The sequence below is a fragment of the Mycobacterium sp. NTMscope_Eco_3 genome (assembly GCF_976985685.1).
Genome location: NZ_CDRJYZ010000001.1, coordinates 4843150 through 4868496 on the forward strand (window position 1 = coordinate 4843150; position 25347 = coordinate 4868496).

Below are 25347 nucleotides of genomic sequence, written 5' to 3' on the forward strand. Positions count from 1 at the left end.
CCCGCGCGGGTCAGACCGCGACGGTGAAATCGCAGCCGGTCTTGGCGCGGACTTCCTCGACCGTCACCCCGGGGTGCAGTTCGGTGAGCACCAGACCCTGGCCCGGCTCGACGTCGAAGACGCACAGGTTGGTGATGATCATGTCGACCACGCCCTTGCCGGTCAGGGGCAGCGTGCATTGCTTGAGGATTTTCGGGCTGCCGTCTTTCGCGGTGTGGTCCATGACGACGATCACCCGCTTGACGCCGGACACGAGATCCATTGCGCCGCCGGGTCCTTTGACCATCTTGCCCGGCACCATCCAGTTGGCCAGGTCGCCGTTCTCGGCCACCTCGAGCCCGCCGAGGATGGACAGGTCGATGTGGCCGCCGCGGATCATCGCAAACGAGTCGGCGCTGCTGAAGAAGCTGGACCCGGGCAGGCTCGTGATGGTCTGCTTGCCCGCGTTGATGAGATCGGGGTCCACGCTGTCCTCACTCGGGTAGGCCCCGATGCCGAGCAGGCCGTTCTCCGACTGCAGCGTGACGTTGATGTTGTCGGGAATGAAGTTGGCCACCAACGTCGGGATGCCGATGCCCAGGTTCACGTAGTAGCCGTCGCGCAATTCGCGGGCGGCGCGCTGGGCCATGAGCTCGCGAATGGGGCTGTCGTTCTTCAGGGCGGCGCCGCCGCTCGTGGTGCGGAACTCGATGCGCTTCTCGTAGCCGGTTCCCACGATGATGCGGTCCACGTAGATGCCGGGGGTGTGGACCAGGTCCGGATCGAGCTCGCCGACCTCGACCAGCTCCTCGACCTCGGCCACCGTCACCGCGGCGCAGGTGGCGATCATCGGGTTGAAGTTGCGCGCGGTCTTGCGGTAGATGAGGTTGCCGGCCGTGTCGCCCTTCCACGCCTTGACGAGCGCCACGTCCGCCCGGATGCCTTCCTCCAGAACGTATTCCGTGCCGTCGAAGACCCGGGTGTCCTTGCCCTCGGCGAGATTGGTGCCGTAGCCCGTGCGCGTATAGAACCCGGGAATCCCCGCGCCGCCGGCGCGCAGCTTCTCCGCCAACGTGCCCTGCGGCGTGAGCGCGAGGTCCAGCTCGCCGGCGAGCACCTGGCGCTCGAACTCCTTGTTCTCGCCGACGTAGGAGGCGATCACCTTCTTCACCTGCCTGCCCTTGAGCAGCAGGCCCATGCCGAAATCGTCTACGCCGGCGTTGTTTCCGACGATGGTGAGGTCCTTGATGCCGCTGTCCACCAGGGCCCGGATCAGCTTCTCCGGAATGCCGCACAGGCCGAAGCCGCCGGCGGCGATGGTGATGCCGTCCTTCAGCAGGCCGTGCAGCGCCGACTCCGCGTCGGGGTGGACTTTCTTCACAGGGCGCTCCTGTCCTCGTGCGACGATTCGGCGGTGACGTTACAGGCGGCCTCCATGAGCATCCACCCCGATAGCTGCACCGACAGGTCCCGCTCGGCAACCTCGGAGGCCATCACCGCGCCCTCGACGAACTCCGCCTGTTTGCCACCCGCGGTGGGTACCTGGGCGTCGCGGTCCCAGAACGGACCGAACACCGGCAGCCCGTCCACCGTCTGGCGGTAGTCCCACGCCGACTTCGCGCTAGCCAGCACGATCCGGCGGGCGGTGTCGCGGGCCACCACGTCCTCCGGCGAATCCCCGGGCAGCGCGGTCGCCACCAGCGCCAGGTATCGGGCGGTCACGCCGGCGAACAGGCCGCCGTCGCCGCCGCCGGCGCCGGCCAGCACGCCCGCGGGCGCCATGTGCTCGTGCACGGCCGCCACCAGCCGATGCACGCGGGCGGCGTGCCGCGCCCGGACCTCCGCCCCGGTGCGGGCGGCCAGCTCGGTCTCCAGCCCCAGCACCACACCCTGGCAGTAGGTGTACTGCGCGCGCACCAGCGAACCGGCCTTGATGCCGTCGAACACCAGGTGCGTCTCCGGGTCGATCAGCGTCGCCTCGATCCAATTCGCGATCTGCTCGGCACGTTTCAGGTGATCGGAGTACCGGGCGAGGAAGATGCCCGCGGGGCCGTTGGCCGGGGCGTTGAAGAACTTGTCCTGCTTGCGCCAGGGGATGCCGCCGCCGTCCTCGGGCGCCCACGCCCTGAGGAATTGGTTGGCGAGCTTGGGCAAGGCTTTTCGGCGCTCGACGCCGGCGATGCGGGCGGCGCGTTCGAGCGCGAGCGCCAGCCAGGCCATGTCGTCGTAGTAGTTGTTGATCCACGAGAAGTTGTTGCGTAGCCGATGCGAGCGGACCTGCCGGTTGATCTCGGCGTGCCGGTGCGGCTGCGGGTCACGCGCCTCGGCGTCGACGAGGCAGTCCAGCAGGTGCGCCTGCCACCAGTAGTGCCAGGTCCCGAACAACCGGTCCTTGCGCTGCGCGGGCCAGGCCACCACGCCCAGCTGGGTCGCGGGCAGTCCCCACAGCCGCCTCAGGTGTCGTTGTGTGACAGCGGCTTCGGAGCTGGCCGCCCGGTTGGCCCATAGCTGATCCATACCTGCCGATCCTGCCCCATGCGTGTGAGCGTGCGGTCAGGGCGTCGAGTGTGAACGCAGGGCTTTCGGTGTGCACAGGCGGCGGCGACACGCCGGGCTCGGCCCCCGTCAGCGCTCACTCAAAGCCGCCAGTTCACACTCAACGCGCCGCGCCGGGCCGTCACCAGGCGCGGGACAGGTCGGCGTGCTGCTCGACCCAGGCGTGCATCGCGATCCCGGCGGCGACGCCCGCGTTGATGCTGCGCGTCGAGCCGAACTGCGCGATCGCCACCGTCAGCGTCGCGCCGGTTCGGGTGTCGTCGGTGATGCCGGGCCCCTCTTGACCGAACACCAGCAGGCACTCGCGGGGCAGCGCGGTCTCCTCGAGCCGCGCCGCGCCCGGGACGTTGTCGACGGCGACCACGGTCAAACCGGCGTCGCCCGCGAAGGCGAGCAACTCGGCGGTGCTGTCGTGGTGGCACAACCGCTGATAGCGGTCGGTGACCATGGCGCCGCGGCGATTCCACCGTCGTCGCCCCACGATGTGCACGGTATGCACGGCGAAGGCGTTGGCGGTGCGCACCACCGAACCGATGTTGGCGTCGTGACCGAAGTTCTCGATCGCCACGTGCAGGGGATGCCGGCGCGCGTCGATGTCGGCGATGATCGCTTCCCGCGTCCAGTACCGGTAGGCGTCGACGACATTGCGGGTGTCGCCCTCGCGCAACAGGATTGGGTCATACCGCGGATCGTCGGGTGGTTCGCCCGGCCACGGCCCGACGCCGGCGGGCGGGGTCGCGGACCATTCGGTGGGCCCGGGTCCGCTCATCGCTGCGTCCATACGCCGGCGTGCGTGCCATCGATGGCCAGCGTCGCGTAGAGCAGCGCGTCGTTGATCTCGCCCTGGGTGCACAGCGACGCGTCGACGTGCACCGCGTCCAGGGACGCGTCGGGCAGGATCAGCACCGACGACCCGTACGTCGCGCAGGCGGGATTGAGTCCCGGGGCGGGCAGCGTCGGCGAGGCCAGCAGCATCATCGGGCCGCCGCGCTTGGCGGACTCGTCGCGATAGCGGGCCGCGAGGGCGGTGGCTTCCAACCCGAGCAGCATGTAGCCGTTGCCGGTGAACGCCCCCGGATCACCCAGCTGCGCCTTGGTCACCGGCTTGCCGTCGGCCCGCCACGCCGTCAGGCTGGCGGTCTTGACCGCCAAACCTCCGCTGTCGTTGGGGTTGGTCGGCAGGAGGCCGACCGGGAAGGCGACCGGGTAGGCCGACGAGCTGTTCGGGATCCGGTCGCGCGGCGAGTAGCTGTAGACGCCGCGGACCTGACTTCGATCCTTCAGCGGCCCCAGACAAACCGTGCCGGTGAGCCGGTCGCGCGGCGCCGACAGCGGCGCGGGAATGTCGCGCACATTGGTGGTCTTCGCTTGGAAGGATTTGTCGCAGCTGCCCAGCCCGTCGGCCTCCATGGGGTGGGCCAGCGCGCCGTACAGGCCGAAGCGGATGTCCTCGGGCTTGGCGTGCGGGTCCTTGGCCGAGGCCGGACTCGCGTCGACGTCCACCAGCACGTAGTCGCCGTCCCAGCGCAGGTTCGACACGGACATGTTCCAGCCCAGCAGCGCCAGCGATTCGCCGAGCCGCGCGCCCTGAGCGCCGTAGGGCCGCACGGCGGGGTTGCTCGATGAGCAGCCGGTGAGGCAGAGGGTCAGGCACGCGGCTATCGCAAGGACGGTGCGCATGGGTCAGCGGCTCGGGGTCTCACCAGAACGCATCGGCCACGCCGGGGACCGCTGTGGCGTGCGAGACGGTCGTTGCATACGAGCCGGCAACTAGCTCAGCCCCAGCTCGGCCAGGCCCAGCACGCTCCGGTACGGCAACCCCTCGGCCTCGATGGCCTCGGCGGCGCCGGTGGCGCGGTCCACGACGGTGGCCACCCCCAGCACGTCGCCGCCGGCCTCCTGCACGGCGCGCACCGCGGTGAGCGCCGAATTGCCGGTGGTGCTGGTGTCCTCGACCACCAGCACCCGCCTGCCCGAGACCTCGGACCCTTCGATAAGTCGTTGCAGCCCATGGGTTTTCGCGGACTTGCGCACGACGAACGCGTCGATCGGGCGGCCCGGCGCGTGCATGATGGCCGTGGCCACCGGGTCGGCGCCCAGGGTCAGGCCGCCGACCACCGCGTAGTCCCAGTCGCTGGTCAGGTCCCGCATCAGCTTGCCGATCAATGCCGACGCGCGGTGGTGCAGGGTGGCCCGGCGCAGGTCGACGTAGTAGTCGGCCTCCTTGCCGGACGACAGCGTGACCCGGCCGTGCACCACCGCCAGGCGGCGCACCAGTTCGGCCAGCTCCTCGCGCTCAGGTTCGGCCACGGCCACCACCGACTCGTTTGGTGACCGCCCGCATCAGGGTCCGCGGGATCATCCGCTCGGCGGCGATGATCGCCTTGTACTGCAGGCCCGGAATGCTGATCACCTTGCCGCGGGCGATATCGGCGAGGCTCTGGCTGACCACGTCGTCGACCTCGAGCCACATGAACGACGGCGACTTGGACATGTCGATCCCGGCGCGGGCGTGAAATTCGGTGCGCACGTAGCCCGGACACACGGCGTGCACCGAAACCCCGGTGCCCTGCAGGCCGACGGACAAGCCCTCGCTGAACGAGATCACCCACGCCTTGGACGCCGAATACGTCGAGCCCCGCCCCGGCACCAGGCCGGCGATGCTGGCGATGTTGATGACCGTGCCGGCGCCGGCGTCGAGCATGGCGGGCAGCGCCGCGCGGGTCAGGTGCATGACCGCGGTGACGTTGACGTCGAGTTGGGACTGCAGCAGCGCGGGGTCGGTGGACCAGAAGTCGCCGGAGGTGGCGAAGCCGGCGTTGTTCACCAGCACGCGGACCCCGGCGGCGAGGCGATCGCACACCCGTTGCCGGTCAGCCGCGTCGCCCAGGTCGGCGGGAAGGACCTCGACATTGCCGACGGTGTCTTTCAACTCATCGGCGAGTCTCGTCAACCGTTCGGCGTCGCGGGCGACCAGCACCAGGTCGTAGCCGTCGCGGGCGAAGCGTCGCGCGTATCCGGCGCCGATCCCGGAGGTCGGCCCGGAGATCAGGGCGACGGGGCGAGGCATGAGCGACATCTTAATGACGGCGGCGCCACCGGCCCCCGGGCTACCCGAGGCGAGGCGTCAGCGCTGATAGTTGCTGGCCTGGTGGCCGTTGCGCGCGGTCGGCGGGGGGCGGCGCAGGGTATCGGGGCGCGCCTCCGGCCGTGGCTGGTCGCGGCGCACCGGCTCGGCCTGGCGGCGGCCGGGCGCGACGTCGGGGCCGAGCAGGCCGGCCACATCCTGCTGCGCGCGCCGGGGCGGCAACTCGGCGCGGCCCGCCGGGGCCAACGGGCGGCTCGGCGACGCGTTGCGCGGTCCCGCCGGGGTCCCGGCCTCCTGCGTCGTCTCCTCCGGCAGCGGCGGCAGCACGCGCAGCAGGTCGTTGAACTGCCGCACGGTGCGCAGGCCCTCGTCCCACTGGGTGCGGGTGCTGGTGATCGGCATGGCGACCAGCGTCCAGTTCTGCTCGTTCCACATGATCTCGGCGGAGTCCGGTGCGGTGTGGGCGAAGGTGACCATGCGGCGGTCACACGCGCGGCGGGCGGCGTCCAGGTTGGTGGAGTACACCATCCGCGGCCCGATCGCGCCCAGCAGCCAAATGTCGCTCTCCCGTGGCTCTTTGAGCCCCTTGAGCCGCAGGTCCACCACGACGTTGGTGCCCACCTTGCGGTGCAGCGCGATCACCGTGGCGACTTCCTCGAGGTCGAAGATGTACACCGCCTCGCCGCGGATCTGGCCCAGCACCACGTTCTGGGCGGCCACGTCACCCACCGTCGACATCACGCCGCGCTTCCACCGCTTGAGGATGTCGGTCGATTCACGCTCGTAGTCGAATCCGTGCGACCGCGCCCACGACTTACGGCGTCTGCTGCGCCCGCGCCGACGATCGATGTCGACGTACAGCAGCACCCCCGCGCCGACAAAGCACAGCGCGGAGAGCGTGAACCAGAGGGGGACCATCCAAAACAGGGTATCTGCTATTGGCCCGGAACACAGAAGGCGACCAGGTCACAACCCAATCAAGGTTTGCTGCGCCCCCTGGTGCGCCTTGCGCCGAGGCGCCTTTGCGCCGAGCAGACGCAGAATCGCACGCACGGCGCGTCGCCGGTGCGATTCTGCGTCTGCTCGCGGGGCGATTTAGCCCAGGATCAGCGCGTCGCCGTCCGGGCTGACGTTGACCGGAACGGTGTCGCCGTCGTGCACGTCGCCGGCCAACAACAGCTTGGCCAGCTGGTCGCCGATGGCCTGCTGCACCAGCCGGCGCAGCGGCCGCGCGCCGTAGACCGGGTCGAATCCCCGATGCGCCAGCCACTGCTTGGCCGGCAGCGACACCTCGAGGGTGAGGCGGCGCTGCGCCAGCCGCTTCTGCAGCTGCGCCAACTGGATGTCGACGATGGCCACCAGCTCACCGGGCTCCAGGCCGTGGAAGATGATGACGTCGTCGAGCCGGTTGATGAACTCCGGCTTGAACGCCGAGCGCACCGCGGCCATCACCTGCTCCTCGGTGCCACCCGATCCCAGGTTGGACGTCAGGATCAGGATGGTGTTGCGGAAGTCGACCGTGCGGCCCTGCCCGTCGGTGAGGCGGCCCTCGTCGAGCACCTGCAACAGCACGTCGAACACGTCCGGGTGCGCCTTCTCGATCTCGTCGAACAGGATCACCGTGTACGGACGCCGCCGCACCGCCTCGGTCAGCTGACCGCCCTGGTCGTAGCCGATGTAGCCGGGAGGGGCACCGACCAGGCGGGCCACCGAGTGCTTCTCGCCGTACTCGCTCATGTCGATGCGGACCATCGCCCGCTCATCGTCGAACAGGAAGTCGGCCAGCGCCTTGGCCAGCTCGGTCTTACCGACACCGGTGGGGCCGAGGAACATGAACGATCCCGTCGGCCGGTTGGGGTCGGCGACACCGGCGCGGGCCCGGCGCACCGCGTCGGACACCGCCGTCACCGCCTTACGCTGCCCGATGACGCGCTTGCCCAGCTCGTCTTCCATGCGCAGCAGCTTCGCGGTCTCGCCCTCGAGCATCCGTCCGGCCGGGATGCCGGTCCACGCCGACACCACGTCGGCGATGTCGTCGGGGCCAACCTCCTCCTTGAGCATCACGTTCTCGCGGGCCTCGGCCTGCGGAAGCGCGGCGTCGAGTTTCTTCTCGACCTCGGGGATGCGACCGTAGCGCAGCTCGGCGGCCTTGGCCAGGTCGCCGTCGCGCTCGGCGCGCTCGGACTCCCCGCGCAGCGCTTCGAGCTGTTCCTTGAGCTCGCGCACGACGTCGATCGCGTTCTTCTCGTTCTGCCAGCGGGTGGTGAGCTCGGCCAGCTTCTCCTTCTGGTCGGCCAACTCGGAGCGCAGCTTCTCCAGCCGCTCCTTAGACGCCTCGTCCTCCTCCTTGGCCAGCGCCATCTCCTCGATCTCGAGGCGGCGCACCAGGCGCTCGACCTCGTCGATCTCGACGGGCCGCGAGTCGATCTCCATCTTCAGCCGGCTGGCGGCCTCGTCGACCAGGTCGATGGCCTTGTCCGGCAGGAAGCGCGCGGTGATGTAGCGGTCGGACAGCGTCGCCGCGGCCACCAGGGCCGAGTCGGTGATGCGCACACCGTGGTGCACCTCGTAGCGGTCCTTCAGCCCGCGCAGGATGCCGACGGTGTCCTCCACCGACGGCTCGCCGACCAGCACCTGCTGGAAGCGGCGCTCCAGCGCGGCGTCCTTCTCGATGTACTTGCGGTACTCGTCGAGCGTGGTGGCGCCGACCAGGCGCAGCTCGCCGCGGGCCAGCATCGGCTTGATCATGTTGCCGGCGTCCATCGCCCCCTCGCCGGTCGCGCCGGCGCCGACGATGGTGTGCAACTCGTCGATGAAGGTGATGATCTGCCCGGCGGAGTTCTTGATGTCGTCGAGGACGGCCTTCAGCCGCTCCTCGAACTCGCCGCGGTACTTCGCGCCCGCGACCATCGAGCCGAGGTCCAGGCTGATGACGGTCTTGTCGCGCAGGCTCTCCGGCACGTCGCCGGCGACGATGCGCTGGGCCAGGCCCTCCACGATCGCGGTCTTGCCGACGCCGGGCTCGCCGATCAGCACGGGGTTGTTCTTGGTGCGCCGGCTCAGCACCTGCACGACGCGGCGAATCTCGTTGTCGCGGCCGATGACCGGGTCGAGCTTGCCCTCGCGGGCGCGCGCGGTCAGGTCGGTGGAGTACTTCTCCAGCGCCTGGTAGGTGGCCTCGGGGTCGGCGCTGGTGACCCGGGCGCTGCCGCGGACCTTGACGAATGCCTCCCGCAGGGCCTGCGGCGACGCGCCGTGCCCCGTGAGCAGCTTGGCGACCTCGGAGTCGCCGGTGGCCAGGCCGACCATCAGGTGTTCGGTGGAGACGTATTCGTCGTCCATCTCGGTGGCCAGTTGCTGCGCGGTGGTGATGGCGGCCAGCGACTCGCGCGAAAGCTGCGGCTGCGAGCTGGCGCCGCTGGCCTGCGGCAGCCGCTCGAGCAGGCGCTCGGCTTCGGCGCGGATGGCGGCGGGCTCGACGCCCACGGCCTGAAGCAGCGGCGCGGCGATGCCGTCCGCCTGGGTCAGCAACGCCATCAGCAGGTGGGCGGGCCGGATCTCGGGGTTCCCGGCGGCCGAGGCCGCCTGCAGCGCCGACGTCAGCGCGGCCTGGGTCTTGGTGGTCGGGTTGAAAGAGTCCACGACGCCTCCATTCGGGTCGAAAGGGAGCTGGCAAAAATGCTTGTCTGCTTGTTCAACGTCGTCAATCTTGAGTCTGTTCCGCTCAACTCTACCGAGTTTTGAGGGACACGCCCTACGGGGTACCCCCCTAGCGATGACGCAGACGATGCAGCACCCCGACCAGGCCGAGCTCGAACCCGCCGGAGCCCCGCGCCGGGGTAGGGGCTTATGGCCGGCCGCCCTCGCGGCCGGGCTGGCGCTCGCGGGCCTTATCTCAGTCGGCCTGCACACCGACCTCGCCGGCGGCAGCGCGTCGACCGCGGTTCCCGAGTCCGGCACGCTGCAGGTCAGCGGCGCCCGCACCACGAAGACGCTGCCCTGCCACGCGGGCTATCTGTCGGTGAGCGGAAAAGACAACACGATCACCCTCACCGGGCACTGCACCAGCGTCACGGTCTCCGGCAGCGGCAACCGTGTCGCGGTCGACAGCACGGACGCGGTCAGCTCATCCGGAACCGGCGGTCAGCTCATCCGGAACCGGCAACGTCGTTGTCTACCACTGGGGTTCGCCCACGATCGTCAACGCCGGGTCCGCCAGCGTCGTCCGGCAAGGCTGAATACACGGAGGTCGAGCCTAGAATCGGGCTCCGTGAGCCTCGAGGACGTCCAAGCGCTGCGCGTGCTGCGCGACGCCTTCGAACCCGACCGCGCGGGCCACTCGGGCTCCCAGGGTGATTCCGGTGACCTCGTGCACCGCTTCTACACCCATTGGTTCGCCCTCGACGCCTCGGTGCGCGATCTTTTCCCCCCCGAAATGAGCGCCCAGCGCGCCGCTTTCGGCCATGCCCTGCACTGGGTGTACGGCGAACTGGTCGCGCGGCGCGCACAGGAGCCGGTGACGTTTTTGGCCCAGCTCGGGCGGGACCATCGCAAATACGGTGTGCTGCCGCACCATTACGAGACCCTGGGTCGCGCGTTGTTGGCGACGCTGCGCTCCCATCTGGGTACGGCCTGGACCGTCGCCGTCGACGACGCGGCCAGGCAGTCGCTGAACCTGATCACCGGCGTCATGAGCGGCGCGGCCGACGCCGAGGAGGGGCCCGCCTGGTGGGACGGCACGGTCATCGAGCACCTGCGGGTGTCGCGGGATCTGGCGGTCGTTCGGCTGCAGCTCGATCAGCCGATGCACTACCACCCCGGGCAATACGTCAACGCCCATGTGCCGCAATGCCCGCGCCGCTGGCGGTATCTGAGCCCCGCCATTCCGGCCGATCCCGGCGGCGGCATCGAGTTCCACGTGCGCCTGGTGCCCGGCGGCCTGGTCAGCACCGCGATCGTCAACGAAACCCGGCCCGGCGACCGGTGGCGGCTGTCCAGCCCGCACGGCGGCCTGGGCGTCGATCGAGAGGGCGGCGACGTGCTGATGGTCGCCGGCAGCACGGGTCTGGCGCCGTTGCGGGCGCTCATCATGGACCTGTCCCGGTACGCGGTCAATCCGCGGATACATCTGTTCTTCGGCGCGCGCTACCGCTGCGAACTCTACGACCTGCCCACCCTGTGGCAGGTCGCGTCGCACAATCCGTGGCTGTCGGTCTCGCCGGTCTCGGAGTACAGTGCCGACCCGGCGTGGGCCGCCGACTATCCCGACGTCACCCCGCCGCGGGGCCTGCACGTGCACCAGACCGGCCGGCTGCCCGACGTGGTGACCAAGTACGGCGGCTGGGGCGACCGGCAAATCCTGATCTGCGGCGGGCCGGCGATGGTCAGCGCCACCAAGTCCGCCCTGATCGCCAAAGGCGCTCCGCCCGAACGCATTCAGCACGACCCGCTCTGGAGGTAGCCATGCACGTCGTCACCCTGCGCGACGCTTCGTCGCCGCTGGTCGCGCAGTTCGTTCCCGGCGCGGGGATGATCGGCACGTCGCTGCGCGACGCCGGCGTGGAGCTGCTCGGCCAGCGCCGGGGCCTGGACGCCTACATCACCGACGGCAAGACGATGGGGATCCCGATCCTGTATCCGTGGGCAAATCGGTTGGGCGAGAACACCTATACGGCTCAGGGCGCGACAGTGGACCTGACGCCGGGCGAGAACGGGGTGCGCGCCGACCCCAACGGGTTGCCCATCCACGGCGTCCTGGCCGCCTATCCCGGCTGGCGGGTGACGGACGAAAGCGCCGACGAGCTGACCGCGCAGGTGGATTTCGGTGCGGATCCGCAACTGCTGGCCAGCTTCCCGTATCCGCATCTGTTGACGGTGACCGCGCGACTGGCCGACCGGACGCTGACGGTGCGGACCACCGTCGCCGCCACCGGCGACGCGGCGGTGCCGCTGTGCTTCGGCTTCCATCCCTACCTGCAGCTGCCGGGCGTCCCCCGCGGCGACTGGATCATCGAGACGCCCGCGCTGCGCCACCTCGGCCTCGACGACCAGGGGCTGCCCACCGGCGATTCCCAGCCGCAACCGGCGCGAGAAGAGGCGTTGCGCGACAAGACCTTTGACGACGCCTACGACCAGGTGGCCGAGGGTGCGGTGTTCGCGGTGTCCGGGGGCGGGCGCCGCATCGAGGTGCATTTCGAGCGGGGCTATCCGGCCGCGCAGATCTTCGCACCGCCGGTCGACGATCCCGACAAGGCCATCGTGTGCTTCGAGCCGATGGCCGCGCCGGCCGATGCGCTGCGCCGCGGCGGCTATCGCTGCGCGTCGCCGGGTGAGCCTGCGGTGACGCAGTTTTCGCTCCGGGTGCGATCACAGTGACCACTCTCGTCACTGCAGTCGCTGTCTGATGACCACTAGGTGAATGCGAAAAGCGCTAGCACATGCGCTAGCGCTTTTGCGAACTTTGTATGCCTCCGGAGACGGGAACCCTTGCGGCGCAAGTGAAGAATTAGCGTCCCCGGCGCGGCTGCCACACCACCAGCGCGGTGCTCTTGGGCACCACCGCCAGGTCCCGGCGCTGGCTGGCGCGCGTCTGCGCCAACTCCTCGCTCAGCTCTTTGATCCGCGCCTGCAGCGCCTCGACCTGGTTGGTCAGCTCGATGATCCGCTTGATGCCGGCGAGGTTGACCCCCTCGTCCTGCGAGAGCCGTTGCACCTCACGCAGCAGGTCGACGTCGTGCTCCGAATAGCGGCGTCCCCCACCGGAAGTGCGGCGCGGGCTGACCAGGCCGAGGCGGTCGTAGGTGCGCAGCGTTTGCGCGTGCATGCCGGCCAGCTCGGCGGCGACCGAGATCAGGAAGGTTCGGGCATCCTCATTTCTTGAATTACTCGAGCCCTTGGCCATCAGCGATTACCCGCCCATCCGGCCCGTGGGTCAAAGCCACTGGAACGCTCCGCGGCGGCATACGCCTCGAGCGCTTCCTGTGCCGCGCCCTCCAGATTCGGTGGCACGGCGACCTTGACGGTGACCAGCAGGTCCCCGTTGCCGCCGCTGCGCTTGGGCACGCCGCGTCCGCGGACCCGCAGGATGCGGCCGTCGGAAGTGCCCTTGGGCACCCTGACACCGACTTTTCCGTCCAGCGTGGGCACCGAAATGGTTGAGCCCAAAGCCAATTCGGTGAAGCTGACGGGAACCGTGACGGTCAGGTCGTCGCCGTCGCGCCCGAACACCTTGTCCGGCCGCACATGCACCGTCACGTACAGGTCGCCCGACGGCGCGCCGCGCAGGCCGGCTTCACCCTGGCCGGGCAGCCGGATGCGCTGTCCGTCCTCGACGCCGGGCGGGATGCGCACGTTGATGGTGCGGGTCCGCGTGGTGACCCCGGTGCCCTTGCACTCCTCGCAGGGGTGCTCGATGATCGAGCCGCTGCCCCGGCAATCGGTGCAGGGTTCGGAGAAACCGAACGCGCCCTGATTGCGGTTGACCACGCCGGAGCCGTTGCACGTGGGACACACCTTCGGGCTGGTGCCCGGCCGAGCCCCGCTGCCATGGCAGTTGGTGCACGGCGCCGGGCTGGTCAGCCGGAGCGGCATCGCCACACCCTTGGCGGCCTCGACGAAATTCAGCTGGGTCTCGGTCTCGAGGTCGTTGCCGCGGCGCGGCCGGCTGGGACGGGCGCCGGCGCCGCGCCCGAACAATCCGCCGAACAGGTCGCCGATGTTGGTGCCGCCGCTGCGGCCGGCGGCATCGAACAGATCGTTGAGGTTGAATTCCGCCCCATCGCCGCCGACGTTGAAGCCACCGAAGCCGCCGGTATCGAACCGGCGCCCGCCAAAACCGCCGCCGGCGAACAGCCTTCGGGTTTCGTCGTATTCCTTGCGCTTGGCCGGATCGGACAACACGTTGTGCGCCTCCGACACCGCTTTGAATCGTTCACCGGCGGCGGGATTGTCCGGGTTGGCGTCCGGATGCAGATCGCGCGCCAACTTGCGGTAGGCGCGCTTGATCTCTTCGGGGCTGGCGTCAGAGGAGACGCCCAGCTCCTTGTAGAAGTCTTTTTCGACCCATTCACGCTGGGCCATGTCGCGTCACCTCCTCACCTTTCTGTTGTGCTGATTGTGTGGGCTAGTCACCGGATGTGCCGGCGTTATCGTCCGATTCCACCGGCGCGGTTTCGTCGGACTCACCGGTCGCGGCCGATTCGTCGCCATCGTCGGCGACCGTGTCGACGACACCGACCATGGCGTGGCGCAGGATTTGATCGCCGAGCTTGTAGCCCTGCCGCATGACGGTGCCGATCACCGGGCGGGAGCCATCGCCCTCGTGCTGAACGGCCTCGTGCAGCACCGGGTCGAAGTCCTCGCCCTCCTCGCCGAACGCCGTCAGGCCGAGCCCGGTCAGCGCGCCCTCCAGCTTGTCGGCGACCGCCTTCAGCGGGCCCGACTCGAGGTCGCCGTGCTTGCGCGCCCGGTCGAGATCGTCGAGCACGCCCAGCAATTGGTTCACGACGACGGCCTTGGCCCGGTCCGCCGCGGCCTGCTGGTCGCGCAGCGCCCGCTTGCGGTAGTTGGCGAAGTCGGCCTGCACGCGTTGCAGATCGGCGGTCAGCTCGGCGAGTTTGCCCTCGCCCTGGACCGCCGGCTCGTCGGCCGGCGCCGTCCCTCCCGGCGTATCGCCGGGAGGGACCTGCCGTACTTCACCGGTCTCAGGATCGATCCGCCGCTTGTCGGTGACGGTCACCTGTTCCTGTGGATTTCCTTCTGTCACTTGGACTCCCGGTCATCGTCGACCACCTCCGCGTCCACGACGTCGTCAGCGGAACCCGCTGAACCCGACGCCCCGCCGGTCGCGTCGGCCTGCTCGCCCGAGGCCTGGGTGGCCTCGTAGATCGCCTGCCCGAGCGCCTGCGACTCCTGGCCCAGCTTCTCCATCGCCGACTTGATCGCGGCGATGTCGGTGCCACCCAGGGCCGTCTTGGCCTCGGCGATCGCGGCATCGACCTTGGTCAGCGTGTCCTCGGGAACCTTCGACCCGCCCTCGGCTTCGCGCTGGTCCTTGACGAACTTCTCCGTCTGGTAGACCAGCGATTCCGCCTGGTTGCGGACGTCGGCTTCCTCGCGACGCTGGCGGTCCTCCTCGGCGTGCGCCTCGGCGTCCTTGATCATCCGGTCGATCTCCTCCTTGGAAAGGCCGGAGCCCTCCTGGATTTTGATCGTGTTCTCCTTGCCGGTGCCCTTGTCCTTGGCCGTGACGTGCACGATGCCGTTGGCGTCGATGTCGAAGGTGACCTCGATCTGCGGGACGCCGCGCGGGGCCGGCGGGATGCCGGTCAGCTCGAACGAGCCGAGCAGCTTGTTGTGCGAAGCGATTTCGCGCTCACCCTGGTACACCTGGATCTGCACCGACGGCTGGTTGTCATCGGCCGTGGTGAAGGTCTCCGACCGCTTGGTCGGGATCGTGGTGTTGCGCTCGATGAGCTTGGTCATCACGCCACCCTTGGTCTCGATACCCAAGCTCAGCGGCGTAACGTCAAGCAGCAGAACGTCTTTCACCTCACCCTTGAGGACACCCGCCTGCAGCGCGGCACCCACGGCAACAACCTCGTCGGGGTTGACGCCCTTGTTGGGCTCCTTGCCGCCGGTGAGCTCCTTGACCAGCTCGGTCACCGCGGGCATCCGGGTGGAACCACCCACCAGCACGACGTGGTCGATCTCGGACACCGAGATGCCGGCGTCCTTGATCACGGACTGGAAAGGCTGACGGGTGCGGTCCAGCAGATCCTGTGTGATGCGCTGGAATTCGGCGCGCGTGAGCTGTTCGTCGAGGAACAGCGGGTTCTTGTCCGCGTCCACGGTGATGTAGGGCAGGTTGATCGACGTGCTCTGCGAACTCGAGAGCTCGATCTTGGCCTTCTCCGCGGCCTCACGCAGCCGCTGCATCGCCATCTTGTCCTTGGTCAGGTCAATTCCGCTGGTGCCCTTGAACTTGTCGACCAGCCACTCGACGACGCGGTCATCCCAGTCGTCCCCACCGAGGTGGTTGTCACCGCTGGTGGCGCGGACCTCGACCACGCCCTCACCGATCTCGAGCAGCGAGACGTCGAACGTGCCGCCACCGAGGTCGAAGACCAGGATGGTCTGTTCCTTCTCGCCCTTGTCCAGGCCGTAAGCCAGTGCGGCCGCGGTCGGCTCGTTGACGATGCGCAGCACGTTCAGGCCGGCGATCTGGCCGGCTTCCTTGGTCGCCTGACGCTGGGCGTCGTTGAAGTACGCCGGCACGGTGACGACCGCGTCGGTGACGTCCTCACCCAGGTACGCCTCGGCGTCACGCTTCAGCTTCATCAGCACGCGGGCGCTGATCTCCTGGGCGGTGTATTTCTTGTCATCGATCTCGATGGACCAGTCGGTGCCCATGTGCCGCTTGACCGAACGAATGGTGCGGTCGACGTTGGTGACCGCCTGGTTCTTGGCGGGCTGGCCGACGAGCACCTCGCCGTTGCGCGCGAACGCGACGATGGACGGGGTGGTCCGCGAGCCCTCGGAGTTGGCGACGACGACGGGGTCACCGCCCTCGAGGACTGCGACGACGGAGTTGGTGGTCCCGAGGTCGATACCGACCGCACGAGCCATAGTGATTCCTCCTGATTGTGTAGAGCCTGTTTGGTGCCACTATGCTGAGTGAACCCCGCTCAAGCCTGCCCCTGGGGCGATCGGCTGTCAACCTGGGTCTTGAGTCTGGTTCACTCAACTTGTCGAACATGTTAACGGCCCGATGTCGCGTGTTGTTCCCGGGGTCAGCGGTGGCGGCGCACGGTCGCCGCGCGGAGTCGGTCACGCGGCGATAAAACTTCACCATCGGCGCCGCATCGATAGTCGCTCGAGTGCAGCGACTATCGGCGGTGGGTGAGTAACCTGAGTGCCGCCATTCGAATCGTCTGGGGAGCGGCGGGTGCGGTTATCGGATAATGCGCGGCGAAGCCTGGCCGGTGGTTCGCTGCTGCTCGTAGCGCTGTTCGCCGGGTCGGTGTCGGGTTGCAGCTCCGTCATCGGCGGGCGGCCGGTGGCCTCGCCCGGGGCGGGTCCCAGCGAGCCGTCCTTCCCCACGCCCCGATCCACGCCGCCGTCGCCGTCGGTCACCGCCGCGCCCGCTCCGGGGGCCCCGGGCGCGCCGACGGGCCCCACGAATCCGGCCGGCGCCATCCCGCTGCCGCCCGACCAGAATGGCTACGTCTTCATCGAGACCAAATCCGGCGTGACGCGCTGCCAGATCAACAAGGACACCGTCGGCTGCGAGGCGCCCTTCACCAACTCCCCGCTGCAGGATGGTGAGCACGCCAACGGCGTCAGCATCACCACCGGCGGCAAGGTGCAGTGGGTGCTGGGCAACCTGGGGGCCATCCCGACCGTCAAGATCGATTACCAGACCTATGCGGCGCAGGGCTGGACGATCATCGCCAATGCCGACGGCACCCGCTTCACCAACGACCAGACCAAGCACGGCATGTTCGTCAGCATCGAGAAGGTCAACACGTTCTAGGCGCTAACCTTGTCGGCAGCGCGGCGGGGTGGGCATCGGTCTGCCGCGTGATGTCGCCGACCAGCTACCGGTGCTCGCTCAGGCCCGGTCTAACCAAGAAGACCCCACGACTCCATGCAACTCCGCTACATCAGCGTCGCGGCGCTGATCGCTGAAGCCGGTGGTGATCCGTGGGCTGTCAATCGGAGCCTGCAGGCCGGTAGCCCGTTTCAGATTTCTCAGCTGGCGGAGGCGTTTCTCAAGGCGGGCCGATGCACTGCCGAGGCCAGCAATGCGTTCGACCAAGCCCGTAGCCGCTTCGACGCTGCCTGGAACCATCAGAATGGGGATTCCCCTATCACCGGCTCCGACGAAGTACAGCGGGTCACGAAAACCCTTGGGGCGCAGTCCTTGCAGCTACCCAAGATCGGTGCGGACCTGGAAAACATCGCTGCCAACCTGGCCGAGGCGCAAAAGACCGCGGCCGGACAGATCGCGGCGTTAGAAGGTCAGTTGCAGCAGCTGGACGGCTTCATCGGGCAAGCGGTGGAGATGGAAAAAGATCCCACCCTCACCGCGGAAGATCGACACGCGCTGGATGCGTTTATCAGCGGTCGCGAAGACGACGCGATCCGCGACACCAAAGCCGCGCTGGGCCAGCTGCAATCGACCCGGGACGGCTACGCCAACTCGTTTCAGAACGCAATGGGGACCCTGCACGCGGACGGCTATGACCTCACAGCCCCCCAGGCCGGACCCGACCAGGGATCGGCCGAGCAGCCCGGCGCGGGGCCCGCGTTGGCCCCGACGAAGGGGGAGGTGCTGACCGGGGCTGCGGGCGCGATCGCCGGTGGTACCGCCGACGGTGTGCGTGGGGCGACGACCAGATTGATCGCCGAGTCCCCGGGCACGGGTCCCGGCAAGGCTGATCCGGGCTTGTTGCGGTGGTTCGAGGACCCGAAGATCGGCGGCATCGAGCTGAAGGGGTTCTCCCCCGTGGGCGGGGTGGTCGCTGCGGCCAGCGCGGTACCCGCCGTCATGTCCGACATCCATGACGGCAACTCGGTTTCCGAGGCCGTCACCCGGGAGGGCGTCGGAACCGTATTAGGGCTGGGTTTGGGCGCGTTAGCAGGAGACGCGGCAGCTGGGGCAGCGATCGGTTCGGTCGTTCCTGGGGCAGGGACGGCCCTTGGCCTGGTGGTGGGCGCCGGCGTGGGCGCAGTCGCCGCCTGGGGTGGATCGAAGGTGGTCGGAGAACTCTGGCATCCGGTCGCGGATGCGGTCGGGAGTGTGGTGCACGGTGTGGAATCGGTTTTCGGTTTCGGGTAGGTCGGCGACGATGCGATTTGATGAGTTCATAGAGAAGCACGGCGTTGCTGTATCCCCGGTCGACCGATTCGCCGGGCTTGTCGTGGAGGTCGGGGTACCACGGGGTTGGGAACCGTTCGATTCCGCAGTTGGGGCCCGGGTATGGGTTTGTCGCGCCGACCCGTGCATCGACACATTCGGCGCTAACGCGGTGTTGACGATGCATCGTGTCGAGACCGCCCTGGACCCCGCGGACGTTTTCGCGATGCTGGTCGAGCAGCAGCTGCAGACGACGCCGAAATGTTATGAGGTGCGCCGGGAACTCGGCCCCGCAGCTGAATCCATCGGAATTCAGGGGTTGCTGGCGATGCAGATTACCCATGAGCTCGGCACCATCGACAGTGTGTCACGATCGCGGATCATCTCGGCTGAACAGGAGACGCTGATTGCGCAACTCACGGTGACCGCCCTACATGATTCACCGGTAGAGCGGGAAAATGTCTGGCTGTCTGTACAAATGGGTGCCGCGCCGGCTGGTCCGGCTCCCGTGACCACGACGCGCGACCGTCACTGATGGTCGACGACGAGACAAGCGGCCGGTGGGGGCGGAGACTGCGCTACACCTTTGGCGCCGCTCTATTCCTGCTTGCGGCGGTAGCGATGTCGGTCGGCGTGCAGTGGTACCTGTCCCTGATCGCATTTTGCGCGGCACTCATGTTCATCCTCGGAAGACGCCGAATTTTTCGGCCGGGAGTCACCCGGGCTGGCGAAGAGATTATTTGTAGATACATCCCGTGGTACGAGGGGAATGTGTACGTCTTGAACGTGCTGATCCCTTTGCTAGCTGTCGCCGGTATCAGCGCGGGGTGTGCACCCGGCAATCCGGCATGGCTTCGGTTTACCGGGATCCTTCTGCTGGTTCTGACGCCACTCTTCGTTTCCAGCGCTGTACGTATGTGGCGCCGGTGCCTTCTGCGTATTTCGCCCTCGGCGTTGACCGTGCGTCTGACTGCGCCCAAAGAGGAGTTGACCGAAATCAGGCGTGAGTGTGTCGTGTCGATCGAGCCCAAGGTCGTCCCGAATGGAAGGAGCGGCCAGTCGTTGCAAGTCGCAATTGCCTACCGGGCAGCAGATTTGGGCAATGATCCGACCAAGACACTGCTGCTCGGTCTGCAGTTGACCGTTCAGCCGATTAACCTTCTTAATGCACTCGTGGCCTGGAAGGACGGCGCCCACGACAACCCCAGCGAGCTGCTGGACCGGGTCGAACGGATTCTCCGCGGCCATTCCACCGTTGGCGTGTGACGCGTCGCGCATCGGCATCATCGACAGCGAGTCGGCATCACAGATAATCACGGCTGAATGGGAGACGCTGATCGCGCGACTGACAGCGACCGCGCTATACGATCCACCGCTGGAGTGGGCGCCTAACTGGTTATCCGCGTGCCATTACTCCCCGCTAATCGCAACACGAGAGGGGCACTGATGGTCGGCGGCGGAGAAAAAGCCCGTTGGTGGCGCGTGCTGCGCTATTCCTTCGTCGGCGCGCTGTGCCTATTGGCGGTCATCGACGCGCTGGTCGGAGCTAGTTGGTCTCTCGCTGTCGGCGTGGCTGTGGTCGGCGGCATCATCCTCCTCGGTCAGCGCCGGATTTTTCGCGCCGCGGTCAGCCGCGCCGGTGACGAGATCGTCTGCCGCTACATTCCCTGGTACGAGGGTAACGCATACGGCACGACGCTGCTGCTCCCGCTGATGGCACTCGCCATGGTCGATTTGGGGTCCAGGCCCGGCAACCCGGCGTGGCTGCGGTACGGCGGATTTTTCCTTCTAGGTGTGACCGCACTGACCGTGTGGGGCGTCGTTCGCATGTGGCGACGTTGCCTTCTCTGCATCACCCCGTCGGCGTTGACCGTGCGGTTGGTCGACCGTGGGAGCGAGCTGACCGAAATCCGGCGCGAGCTGGTTGAATCGATCGAACTCAGGCTCATCGCGCAGGCGCGCCTTCAATCGTTGCAAGTCGCTATCACTTACCGACCCATGGAGGTCGGTAGCGACACCACCAAGACAGTGCTGCTCGGCCTGCGACTGACCGTTCAGCCGGTCAACCTGTTCAACGCCCTCGTGGCCTGGAAAGACGGCGCCCACGACCACTCGAGCGAACTGCTGGACCGGATCGAACGGATCCTGCGAGGCCAGCCAACGGCCGGCGTGTGACCGCGCTGCACGTCAGCCCGAAAAGCCTGCCGCGCAAGCGCATTCGTCACTGTGCGAAGTCTGACGGTCGGAATTTCCCCTCGGCCAGGTTCTTTTCGATTTCCTCCAGGCTTTTACCGGTGAGGTCGGGCATGCGGAAGAATACGAAGATCCACGCCGCCACGTTGAACAACGCGTAGAGCCACATCGAGGGCCCGACCCCGATCGCATTGATGAGCGACAGCAGCGTCAGCGTGATGAGTAGGTTGGTCCCCCACAGCGTCGCCGAATGCACGGCGGTGCCCTCCGGTCGCACCGCCAGCGGATAGGTCTCCGAGCCGGTCAGCCATCCCATCAGCTGCAGGCCGCCCGCATTGAACACCATGAAGGCGATCAGGCAGATCATGATGTAGGCGATGACATCGTGACCGCTGTCGGCGGTGACGAAAATCAGCCCGAGCGCGAAAAGGCTGATCGCCGCGCCCGGCACCATGATGAGGGTGAGCCGGCGCCGGCCGACCCGGTCAATAATGGCCAACCCCACTAGCTGGGCGATCACGTACGTCGCACCCAACGCCAGCGACACCAGCAGAGCCACGGACCGGTACACGCCGTCGTCGGTCAGGATGGTCGGCGCATAGTAGATGATCATCTCGATGCCGCTGAGCTGGGTGAACACCGCGATGCCGCAACCCAGGACCAGGGCCGGACGCACCCAGGCGTCGCGCAGCCCGCTCCACCCGCGGGTGCTGGCCTTGCGTTCCATGCGCGCGAGTTCGGTCGCTTCGTCCAGCTCGGCACCCACGTCGTAGCCGTCGGGCCGGACCCGCTCCAACACGGCTCGTGCAGCGTTTCGCTCACCTTGCTTGACCAGCCAGCGCGGACTTTCCGGGAGGCGCAACAACAGCCACAGCATGACCGCGGCGGGTACGCACGCGATTCCGGTCGGGCCCCGCCAGGAGACCGAGTCAAAGACCCCGATGAGGTTAGCGGCGAGGATGCCCACCCCGATGGCAATTTGGAAGCAGAGCACCAACCGCCCTCGGTAAGCCGACGGCGAGAGCTCAGCGACATACATCGGGGCCGTCTGGGTCGCCCCGCCGACGGCGAAGCCCAGGACCAGCCTTCCCAGCGACAACACAAAGACATCCGGCGCGTCGGCGCACCACAGCGCGCCGACGATGAACACCACCGCCAGCATCAACAGTGTGCCGCGCCGGCCGAACCGGTCGGAAAGCCAGCTGCACGCCAAGGCCCCGACGATGGCGCCGAGCAGGATGCTGGCGGCGACCACCTGCTTCCAGGCCGCGGTGAGGTTGAACTCCTCGGTGAGCTGCAATAGGGCCCAGGAGATGACACCGGTGTTGTAGCCGTAGAGCATCCCCGAGATCGCCGAGACGAGCGCAATGACGACCACGGCGCTCGTCAGTTGCTTTCCCGCCTCCGCGCCGGCGCCAACTGCACTGTGCGAGGCTTCCTCGTGGGCCCCATCCGTGCACTTTGCCGGTTCAGTCCCATTGGGCAAGTCCGCCACGCGACGGCGCTGGCTCGCCACCGTCGGGGCGTCATCGCCGGCTTCTGACCACCATTCGCGGTCTGTCGAATCGGCGGCCACTAGCAGAGCCGATCGTGGTAGCGGAGACAACGAACCCGGGGCTGAGGGGCGGGCCGGCCGGGCATCGTGATCGCCTCCCTACCCTGCGCTCGGATTGCATGGTCGCTCGCCGCGGTGTCAGGGCCCGATGTCATACCGGGCGTCGCTGCTGTGACGGCGGGTACGTGTTGGTCGCCGGCACGGTCAAGGTGTTCGCGTATCCAGCGATTCCGCGCGGCTTACTCGCTGGCCTGCCCAGGCCCGGGAGGCGCCGCGCTTGATGCGGGATTGCCGTTCGACTTCCACATCGATTCGGGAAAAGACACTGTCACGAATATCTTTGTAAGTCAAAAACGAGGTGCTGATCGAATTACGCTGTACTGCAATATCATTCGGCCGGAAATGGTGTTGCGGGTGTGTTGAGCGCCACAGCCTAGCGGTTGGCTCCGGACCTGAGTGCACGCTCTCTGTGAGCAACCGCACCCGTCCTTCTGAGCGACGCGACCGACCCGTCAGGGGTTGGCATCAGCAGACTGGCAGGTGCGGTAAGTACCATCGGTGCCGTGGCATCCAACGGTCCACGCGATGACTTCCACAACCGGCCGACGCAGCAAGCCGATTTCGGCATGAGCGAGCCGCCGACCGGCGAAGTCGCGCCACCGAACTTCCCGCCCCAGCCGCCGCACGGCTTCGAGCAGCCCCACGGCTTCGACCCGTTCGACCAGCAGCCCGAGACCACGCCCTGGTATCGCAAGCCCGCGATGCTCATCGCCTGGCTGATCTCCGTCGTCATCCTGATCGCCCTTATTGTGTTCGGCATCATCGAGCTCATTCACGGCGACCAGAACGTCAACCACCTCCCCAAGTCGACGACGAGCACCACCTCGGCGACAACGACGACGACGTCGACCACGACGACCACCACCGAGCCCAGCAGCAGCGCGGAAGAACAGCCGCCGGCCCAGGAGCCGACGCAGCAGCAGCCCACCAGACAACAAACGCAGCAGCCCACCCATCGCCACCATCTGCCGCAGCTGCCGCCGGTGATCACCATTCCGCAGGTGCCGACGGTCATCACCGTGCCGCCGGGCCTGCGTTAACCAGTCGGCGGCAGGCCGATCACGCTCGGCGACGCGGCGCCTCCGGCGCCCTAGACTCGCTGCAATCCACGGGACAACTGACACAGGGGTGCGGACATGAGCCAGTCGCTCGGGCTATCGATCGGGGTGGCCAACCTGGTGGCGGCCCGCGCCGGCAGCGCTCCGGTCACCCGCAGCTCGGTGCTGACCCTGTTCGAGCAGCGGCCCACCGAAGTTGGCCTGCCGGAAGAAAATCCAAACCTGACCGCGCCCGGCCTGGTGCTGCGCGGGTTCGTCGAGCGGGTTGGCGACCGGGCTCCGTTGGTGGCGGCCGACGGCACCAAGTACCTCGGCGCGGCGCTGACGGTCGAGGCGATCGAGGCGATGGCCCGCACGGTCGGCTATGGGACACCGATCAGCATCGCGGTCCCCGCCTACTGGTCCGACGAACAGTTCGCGGCGCTGCGCGAGGAGTTCTTCGCCCAGTCGGAACTCGCGCGCGGCGGGGTGGCGCCGATGCTGGTTTCCGACGCGACGGCCGCGGTTGCGGCGCTGCGCGGCACGCCGGGATTTCCCACCGACGGCGTCATCGCGCTGTGCGACTTCGGCGCCGGCGGCATCACCGTCACGGTGATGAACGCCCACGCCGGCTTTGCGCCCGTCGGCCCCGCCGTGCGGCACACCGAGTTCTCCGGCGACGCGATCGATCAGCTCATCGTCGACCACCTGCTGGCCGCCGATGTCAGCACCGCCGTCCTGGGCGGCACCGCGCGGATGGGGTCACAGACCCGCCTACTCGCCGCCTGCCGGCGCGCCAAGGAGCAACTGTCGACGGCCGCCGTGAGCGCCGTCGCGGGCCCCTCCGGGGAGACCGCCGAGCTGACCCGCACCGAGTTCGAGCAACTGATCTCCCCGCCGCTGGACCGGTTTGTCACCTCTTTGCAAGACACGTTGCAGCGCAACCAGATTCCGCACGCCAACCTGCGCGCCGTGGCGATCGTTGGCGGCGGCGCGAGCATCCCGCTGATCACCGCGCGGTTGTCGCAGCGCTTCGGGGTACCGGTCCGCAGCGCGGCCCAGCCGGCGTCGCTCGCCGCCGTCGGCGCGGCCGCGCTCGGTGCGCAGTACGCAGCGGGGGGCGCTGAAACCGCCGCGGCCGCCGCGGTGGAGACGCCGACCGAAATGGTCGGCACCGCGGGGGTCGGCGTGACCCAGGCCGCGTGGGCCGCCCAGGCCACCGATGTCGATGACGCCCTGGCCTGGTCGCAGGACGCCGACTCCGACTCCGACTCCGACGAGCCGGTGCCCTATACGGGTCGCGACGCCACCGGCGAATACGCCAGCGAAGCACGGGAATTCGAGTATCCCGAGCAGGGCGGGCTGCCCTGGTACAAGCGCACCGCGCTGGTGTTGACCGTGGCCGGGGCGGTGGTGGCGGTGCTGGTGGCCGCGGCACTGGCGATCGGCCTGTTGATGACGAAGTCCACCCCGGCCCCTCCGAAGACGCCGCCCAGCCAACCGCCGCCACCGCAGACGGTGACCATCACCGGGCCGAACGACAGCACCACGGTCACCGTGGTTCCGGCCCCGCCGCCACCGTCCAGCGAGGCGCCGGCCACCACGACCACCACGACACCGCCGCCGGAGCCGTCGACCACCACAACGACGACGCCCCCGCCGACCATCACCACGACGACCACCACCGCGCCACCCACCACGACATCGCAGGCGACCACCACCAGCGCGGCGCCGACGACGACCACGCGGGTACGGCCCTTGCCGCCGATCTTCCAGCCCCCATTCGGGCGCTGACGCGAACGATTGCGGACCGGCCGGAAAAGGGCCACGGAAAAGGGTTATTTAACGAAATTTGGTGGCGCTGGTCACTCGGACAAACGTCACATCCGGCGGGTAGGTATCAACTAGCAGGCCAGAGGTGCCGACGACGCCCAAGTTAGGGCAGCCTTTCTCGCGCCGAAAGCCGCGAAGATGTAACTATGAGCGGGGCTTAAGCAGGCAAATAAAGCACAGGCCGAAT

Annotated in this window: 22 protein-coding genes and 1 pseudogene; 10 read left to right on the top strand and 13 right to left on the bottom strand. The window is 68.0% G+C overall.

What is annotated here, in order from left to right; genetic code table 11:
* Positions 1 to 10: 10 nt before the first annotated feature.
* The 8 genes from AC0KTM_RS22470 to clpB form a co-directional block, all read right to left on the bottom strand.
* On the bottom strand, positions 11 to 1360 hold the full coding sequence (locus AC0KTM_RS22470; RefSeq protein WP_472416698.1) for a 3-oxoacid CoA-transferase: 1350 nt from the start codon (positions 1358 to 1360) through the stop codon (positions 11 to 13).
* A complete protein-coding gene (locus AC0KTM_RS22475; protein WP_225328262.1) occupies positions 1357 to 2496 on the bottom strand; it encodes a glycoside hydrolase family 76 protein in 1140 nt (379 codons plus the stop codon). The genes AC0KTM_RS22470 and AC0KTM_RS22475 overlap by 4 nt, the downstream gene beginning before the upstream one ends.
* A 160-nt stretch (positions 2497 to 2656) precedes the next feature.
* Positions 2657 to 3304 carry a TrmH family RNA methyltransferase gene (locus AC0KTM_RS22480; RefSeq protein ID WP_238956985.1) on the bottom strand — a complete coding sequence of 216 codons (648 nt, stop codon included), beginning with the start codon at positions 3302 to 3304 and terminating at the stop codon, positions 2657 to 2659.
* A complete protein-coding gene (locus tag AC0KTM_RS22485; protein ID WP_238956986.1) occupies positions 3301 to 4215 on the bottom strand; it encodes a hypothetical protein in 915 nt (304 codons plus the stop codon). The genes AC0KTM_RS22480 and AC0KTM_RS22485 overlap by 4 nt, the downstream gene beginning before the upstream one ends.
* Positions 4216 to 4305: 90 nt before the next feature.
* Positions 4306 to 4845 carry an orotate phosphoribosyltransferase gene (gene pyrE, locus AC0KTM_RS22490; RefSeq protein ID WP_225328265.1) on the bottom strand — a complete coding sequence of 180 codons (540 nt, stop codon included), beginning with the start codon at positions 4843 to 4845 and terminating at the stop codon, positions 4306 to 4308.
* Positions 4832 to 5605 (bottom strand): SDR family NAD(P)-dependent oxidoreductase, encoded by a 774-nt coding sequence (locus AC0KTM_RS22495; protein ID WP_225328266.1) that lies wholly within the window; start codon positions 5603 to 5605, stop codon positions 4832 to 4834. The genes pyrE and AC0KTM_RS22495 overlap by 14 nt, the downstream gene beginning before the upstream one ends.
* A gap of 57 nt (positions 5606 to 5662) precedes the next feature.
* A complete protein-coding gene (ttfA, locus tag AC0KTM_RS22500; protein ID WP_472416700.1) occupies positions 5663 to 6541 on the bottom strand; it encodes a trehalose monomycolate transport factor TtfA in 879 nt (292 codons plus the stop codon).
* 177 nt (positions 6542 to 6718) lie between these two features.
* On the bottom strand, positions 6719 to 9265 hold the full coding sequence (gene clpB / locus AC0KTM_RS22505; RefSeq protein ID WP_472416702.1) for an ATP-dependent chaperone ClpB: 2547 nt from the start codon (positions 9263 to 9265) through the stop codon (positions 6719 to 6721).
* A gap of 145 nt (positions 9266 to 9410) precedes the next feature.
* Between clpB and AC0KTM_RS22510 the strand changes: the two are divergent.
* The 3 genes and pseudogenes from AC0KTM_RS22510 to AC0KTM_RS22520 all read left to right on the top strand — a co-directional run bounded on the left by AC0KTM_RS22510 (position 9411) and on the right by AC0KTM_RS22520 (position 11998).
* Positions 9411 to 9861 (top strand): annotated as a pseudogene (locus tag AC0KTM_RS22510) (DUF3060 domain-containing protein).
* Positions 9862 to 9893: 32 nt separating this feature from the next.
* Complete coding sequence (locus tag AC0KTM_RS22515) at positions 9894 to 11084, top strand: FAD-binding oxidoreductase (RefSeq protein ID WP_472416704.1); 1191 nt, start codon at positions 9894 to 9896, stop codon at positions 11082 to 11084.
* A 2-nt stretch (positions 11085 to 11086) separates the two neighbouring features.
* On the top strand, positions 11087 to 11998 hold the full coding sequence (locus AC0KTM_RS22520) for an aldose 1-epimerase (protein WP_472416706.1): 912 nt from the start codon (positions 11087 to 11089) through the stop codon (positions 11996 to 11998).
* Positions 11999 to 12128: 130 nt separating this feature from the next.
* On the opposite strand, the gene AC0KTM_RS22525 is transcribed toward AC0KTM_RS22520, so the two are convergent.
* Genes AC0KTM_RS22525 through dnaK form a run of 4 tightly spaced genes read right to left on the bottom strand, consistent with a single transcriptional unit; the run spans position 12129 to position 16249 of the window.
* The gene (locus AC0KTM_RS22525; RefSeq protein ID WP_225328272.1) at positions 12129 to 12524 is read right to left on the bottom strand and encodes a heat shock protein transcriptional repressor HspR; all 396 of its coding nucleotides are present in this window, start codon (positions 12522 to 12524) and stop codon (positions 12129 to 12131) included.
* Positions 12524 to 13702 carry a molecular chaperone DnaJ gene (dnaJ, locus tag AC0KTM_RS22530; RefSeq protein ID WP_225328273.1) on the bottom strand — a complete coding sequence of 393 codons (1179 nt, stop codon included), beginning with the start codon at positions 13700 to 13702 and terminating at the stop codon, positions 12524 to 12526. The genes AC0KTM_RS22525 and dnaJ overlap by 1 nt, the downstream gene beginning before the upstream one ends.
* Positions 13703 to 13745: 43 nt before the next feature.
* Positions 13746 to 14387 (bottom strand): nucleotide exchange factor GrpE, encoded by a 642-nt coding sequence (gene grpE / locus AC0KTM_RS22535; protein ID WP_472416708.1) that lies wholly within the window; start codon positions 14385 to 14387, stop codon positions 13746 to 13748.
* Entirely contained in the window at positions 14384 to 16249 is a 1866-nt protein-coding gene (gene dnaK, locus AC0KTM_RS22540) for a molecular chaperone DnaK (protein WP_225328275.1), read from the bottom strand. Before dnaK ends, grpE begins: the two co-directional genes overlap by 4 nt.
* A 319-nt stretch (positions 16250 to 16568) precedes the next feature.
* Between dnaK and AC0KTM_RS22545 the strand changes: the two genes are divergently transcribed.
* From AC0KTM_RS22545 to AC0KTM_RS22565, 5 genes are all read left to right on the top strand, one after another.
* Positions 16569 to 17156 (top strand): hypothetical protein, encoded by a 588-nt coding sequence (locus AC0KTM_RS22545; protein ID WP_472416710.1) that lies wholly within the window; start codon positions 16569 to 16571, stop codon positions 17154 to 17156.
* 114 nt (positions 17157 to 17270) lie between these two features.
* Complete coding sequence (locus AC0KTM_RS22550) at positions 17271 to 18464, top strand: putative alpha/beta hydrolase (RefSeq protein ID WP_472416712.1); 1194 nt, start codon at positions 17271 to 17273, stop codon at positions 18462 to 18464.
* Between the two features lie 10 nt (positions 18465 to 18474).
* A complete protein-coding gene (locus AC0KTM_RS22555; RefSeq protein WP_472416714.1) occupies positions 18475 to 19017 on the top strand; it encodes an LpqN/LpqT family lipoprotein in 543 nt (180 codons plus the stop codon).
* Positions 19017 to 19748: a hypothetical protein gene (locus AC0KTM_RS22560; protein ID WP_472416716.1), complete on the top strand. Its 732-nt coding sequence runs from the start codon at positions 19017 to 19019 to the stop codon at positions 19746 to 19748. Before AC0KTM_RS22555 ends, AC0KTM_RS22560 begins: the two co-directional genes overlap by 1 nt.
* 180 nt (positions 19749 to 19928) lie before the next feature.
* Positions 19929 to 20657, top strand: coding sequence for a hypothetical protein (locus tag AC0KTM_RS22565; protein WP_472416718.1), 729 nt, complete (start codon positions 19929 to 19931; stop codon positions 20655 to 20657).
* Positions 20658 to 20703: 46 nt separating this feature from the next.
* Here the strand turns inward: AC0KTM_RS22565 and AC0KTM_RS22570 are convergent, their stop codons facing one another.
* Positions 20704 to 22053 (bottom strand): sugar porter family MFS transporter, encoded by a 1350-nt coding sequence (locus AC0KTM_RS22570; protein ID WP_472416720.1) that lies wholly within the window; start codon positions 22051 to 22053, stop codon positions 20704 to 20706.
* Positions 22054 to 22793: 740 nt separating this feature from the next.
* Here AC0KTM_RS22570 and AC0KTM_RS22575 point away from each other — a divergent pair.
* Complete coding sequence (locus tag AC0KTM_RS22575; protein WP_225328282.1) at positions 22794 to 23330, top strand: hypothetical protein; 537 nt, start codon at positions 22794 to 22796, stop codon at positions 23328 to 23330.
* 96 nt (positions 23331 to 23426) lie between these two features.
* Positions 23427 to 25121: an Hsp70 family protein gene (locus AC0KTM_RS22580; protein ID WP_472416722.1), complete on the top strand. Its 1695-nt coding sequence runs from the start codon at positions 23427 to 23429 to the stop codon at positions 25119 to 25121.
* Positions 25122 to 25347: the final 226 nt, after the last annotated feature.

Excerpts from the sequence above, each read along its gene's own strand:
- AC0KTM_RS22475 (WP_225328262.1), bottom strand. The coding sequence starts at position 2,496 with ATGGATCAGCTATGGGCCAACCGGGCGGCCAGCTCCGAAGCCGCTGTC.
- AC0KTM_RS22480 (WP_238956985.1), bottom strand. The coding sequence starts at position 3,304 with ATGAGCGGACCCGGGCCCACCGAATGGTCCGCGACCCCGCCCGCCGGC.
- AC0KTM_RS22485 (WP_238956986.1), bottom strand. The coding sequence starts at position 4,215 with ATGCGCACCGTCCTTGCGATAGCCGCGTGCCTGACCCTCTGCCTCACC.
- AC0KTM_RS22495 (WP_225328266.1), bottom strand. The coding sequence starts at position 5,605 with ATGCCTCGCCCCGTCGCCCTGATCTCCGGGCCGACCTCCGGGATCGGC.
- ttfA (WP_472416700.1), bottom strand. The coding sequence starts at position 6,541 with ATGGTCCCCCTCTGGTTCACGCTCTCCGCGCTGTGCTTTGTCGGCGCG.
- AC0KTM_RS22520 (WP_472416706.1), top strand. The coding sequence starts at position 11,087 with ATGCACGTCGTCACCCTGCGCGACGCTTCGTCGCCGCTGGTCGCGCAG.
- AC0KTM_RS22525 (WP_225328272.1), bottom strand. The coding sequence starts at position 12,524 with ATGGCCAAGGGCTCGAGTAATTCAAGAAATGAGGATGCCCGAACCTTC.
- dnaJ (WP_225328273.1), bottom strand. The coding sequence starts at position 13,702 with ATGGCCCAGCGTGAATGGGTCGAAAAAGACTTCTACAAGGAGCTGGGC.
- dnaK (WP_225328275.1), bottom strand. The coding sequence starts at position 16,249 with ATGGCTCGTGCGGTCGGTATCGACCTCGGGACCACCAACTCCGTCGTC.
- AC0KTM_RS22550 (WP_472416712.1), top strand. The coding sequence starts at position 17,271 with ATGCAACTCCGCTACATCAGCGTCGCGGCGCTGATCGCTGAAGCCGGT.
- AC0KTM_RS22555 (WP_472416714.1), top strand. The coding sequence starts at position 18,475 with ATGCGATTTGATGAGTTCATAGAGAAGCACGGCGTTGCTGTATCCCCG.
- AC0KTM_RS22560 (WP_472416716.1), top strand. The coding sequence starts at position 19,017 with ATGGTCGACGACGAGACAAGCGGCCGGTGGGGGCGGAGACTGCGCTAC.
- AC0KTM_RS22565 (WP_472416718.1), top strand. The coding sequence starts at position 19,929 with ATGGTCGGCGGCGGAGAAAAAGCCCGTTGGTGGCGCGTGCTGCGCTAT.
- AC0KTM_RS22580 (WP_472416722.1), top strand. The coding sequence starts at position 23,427 with ATGAGCCAGTCGCTCGGGCTATCGATCGGGGTGGCCAACCTGGTGGCG.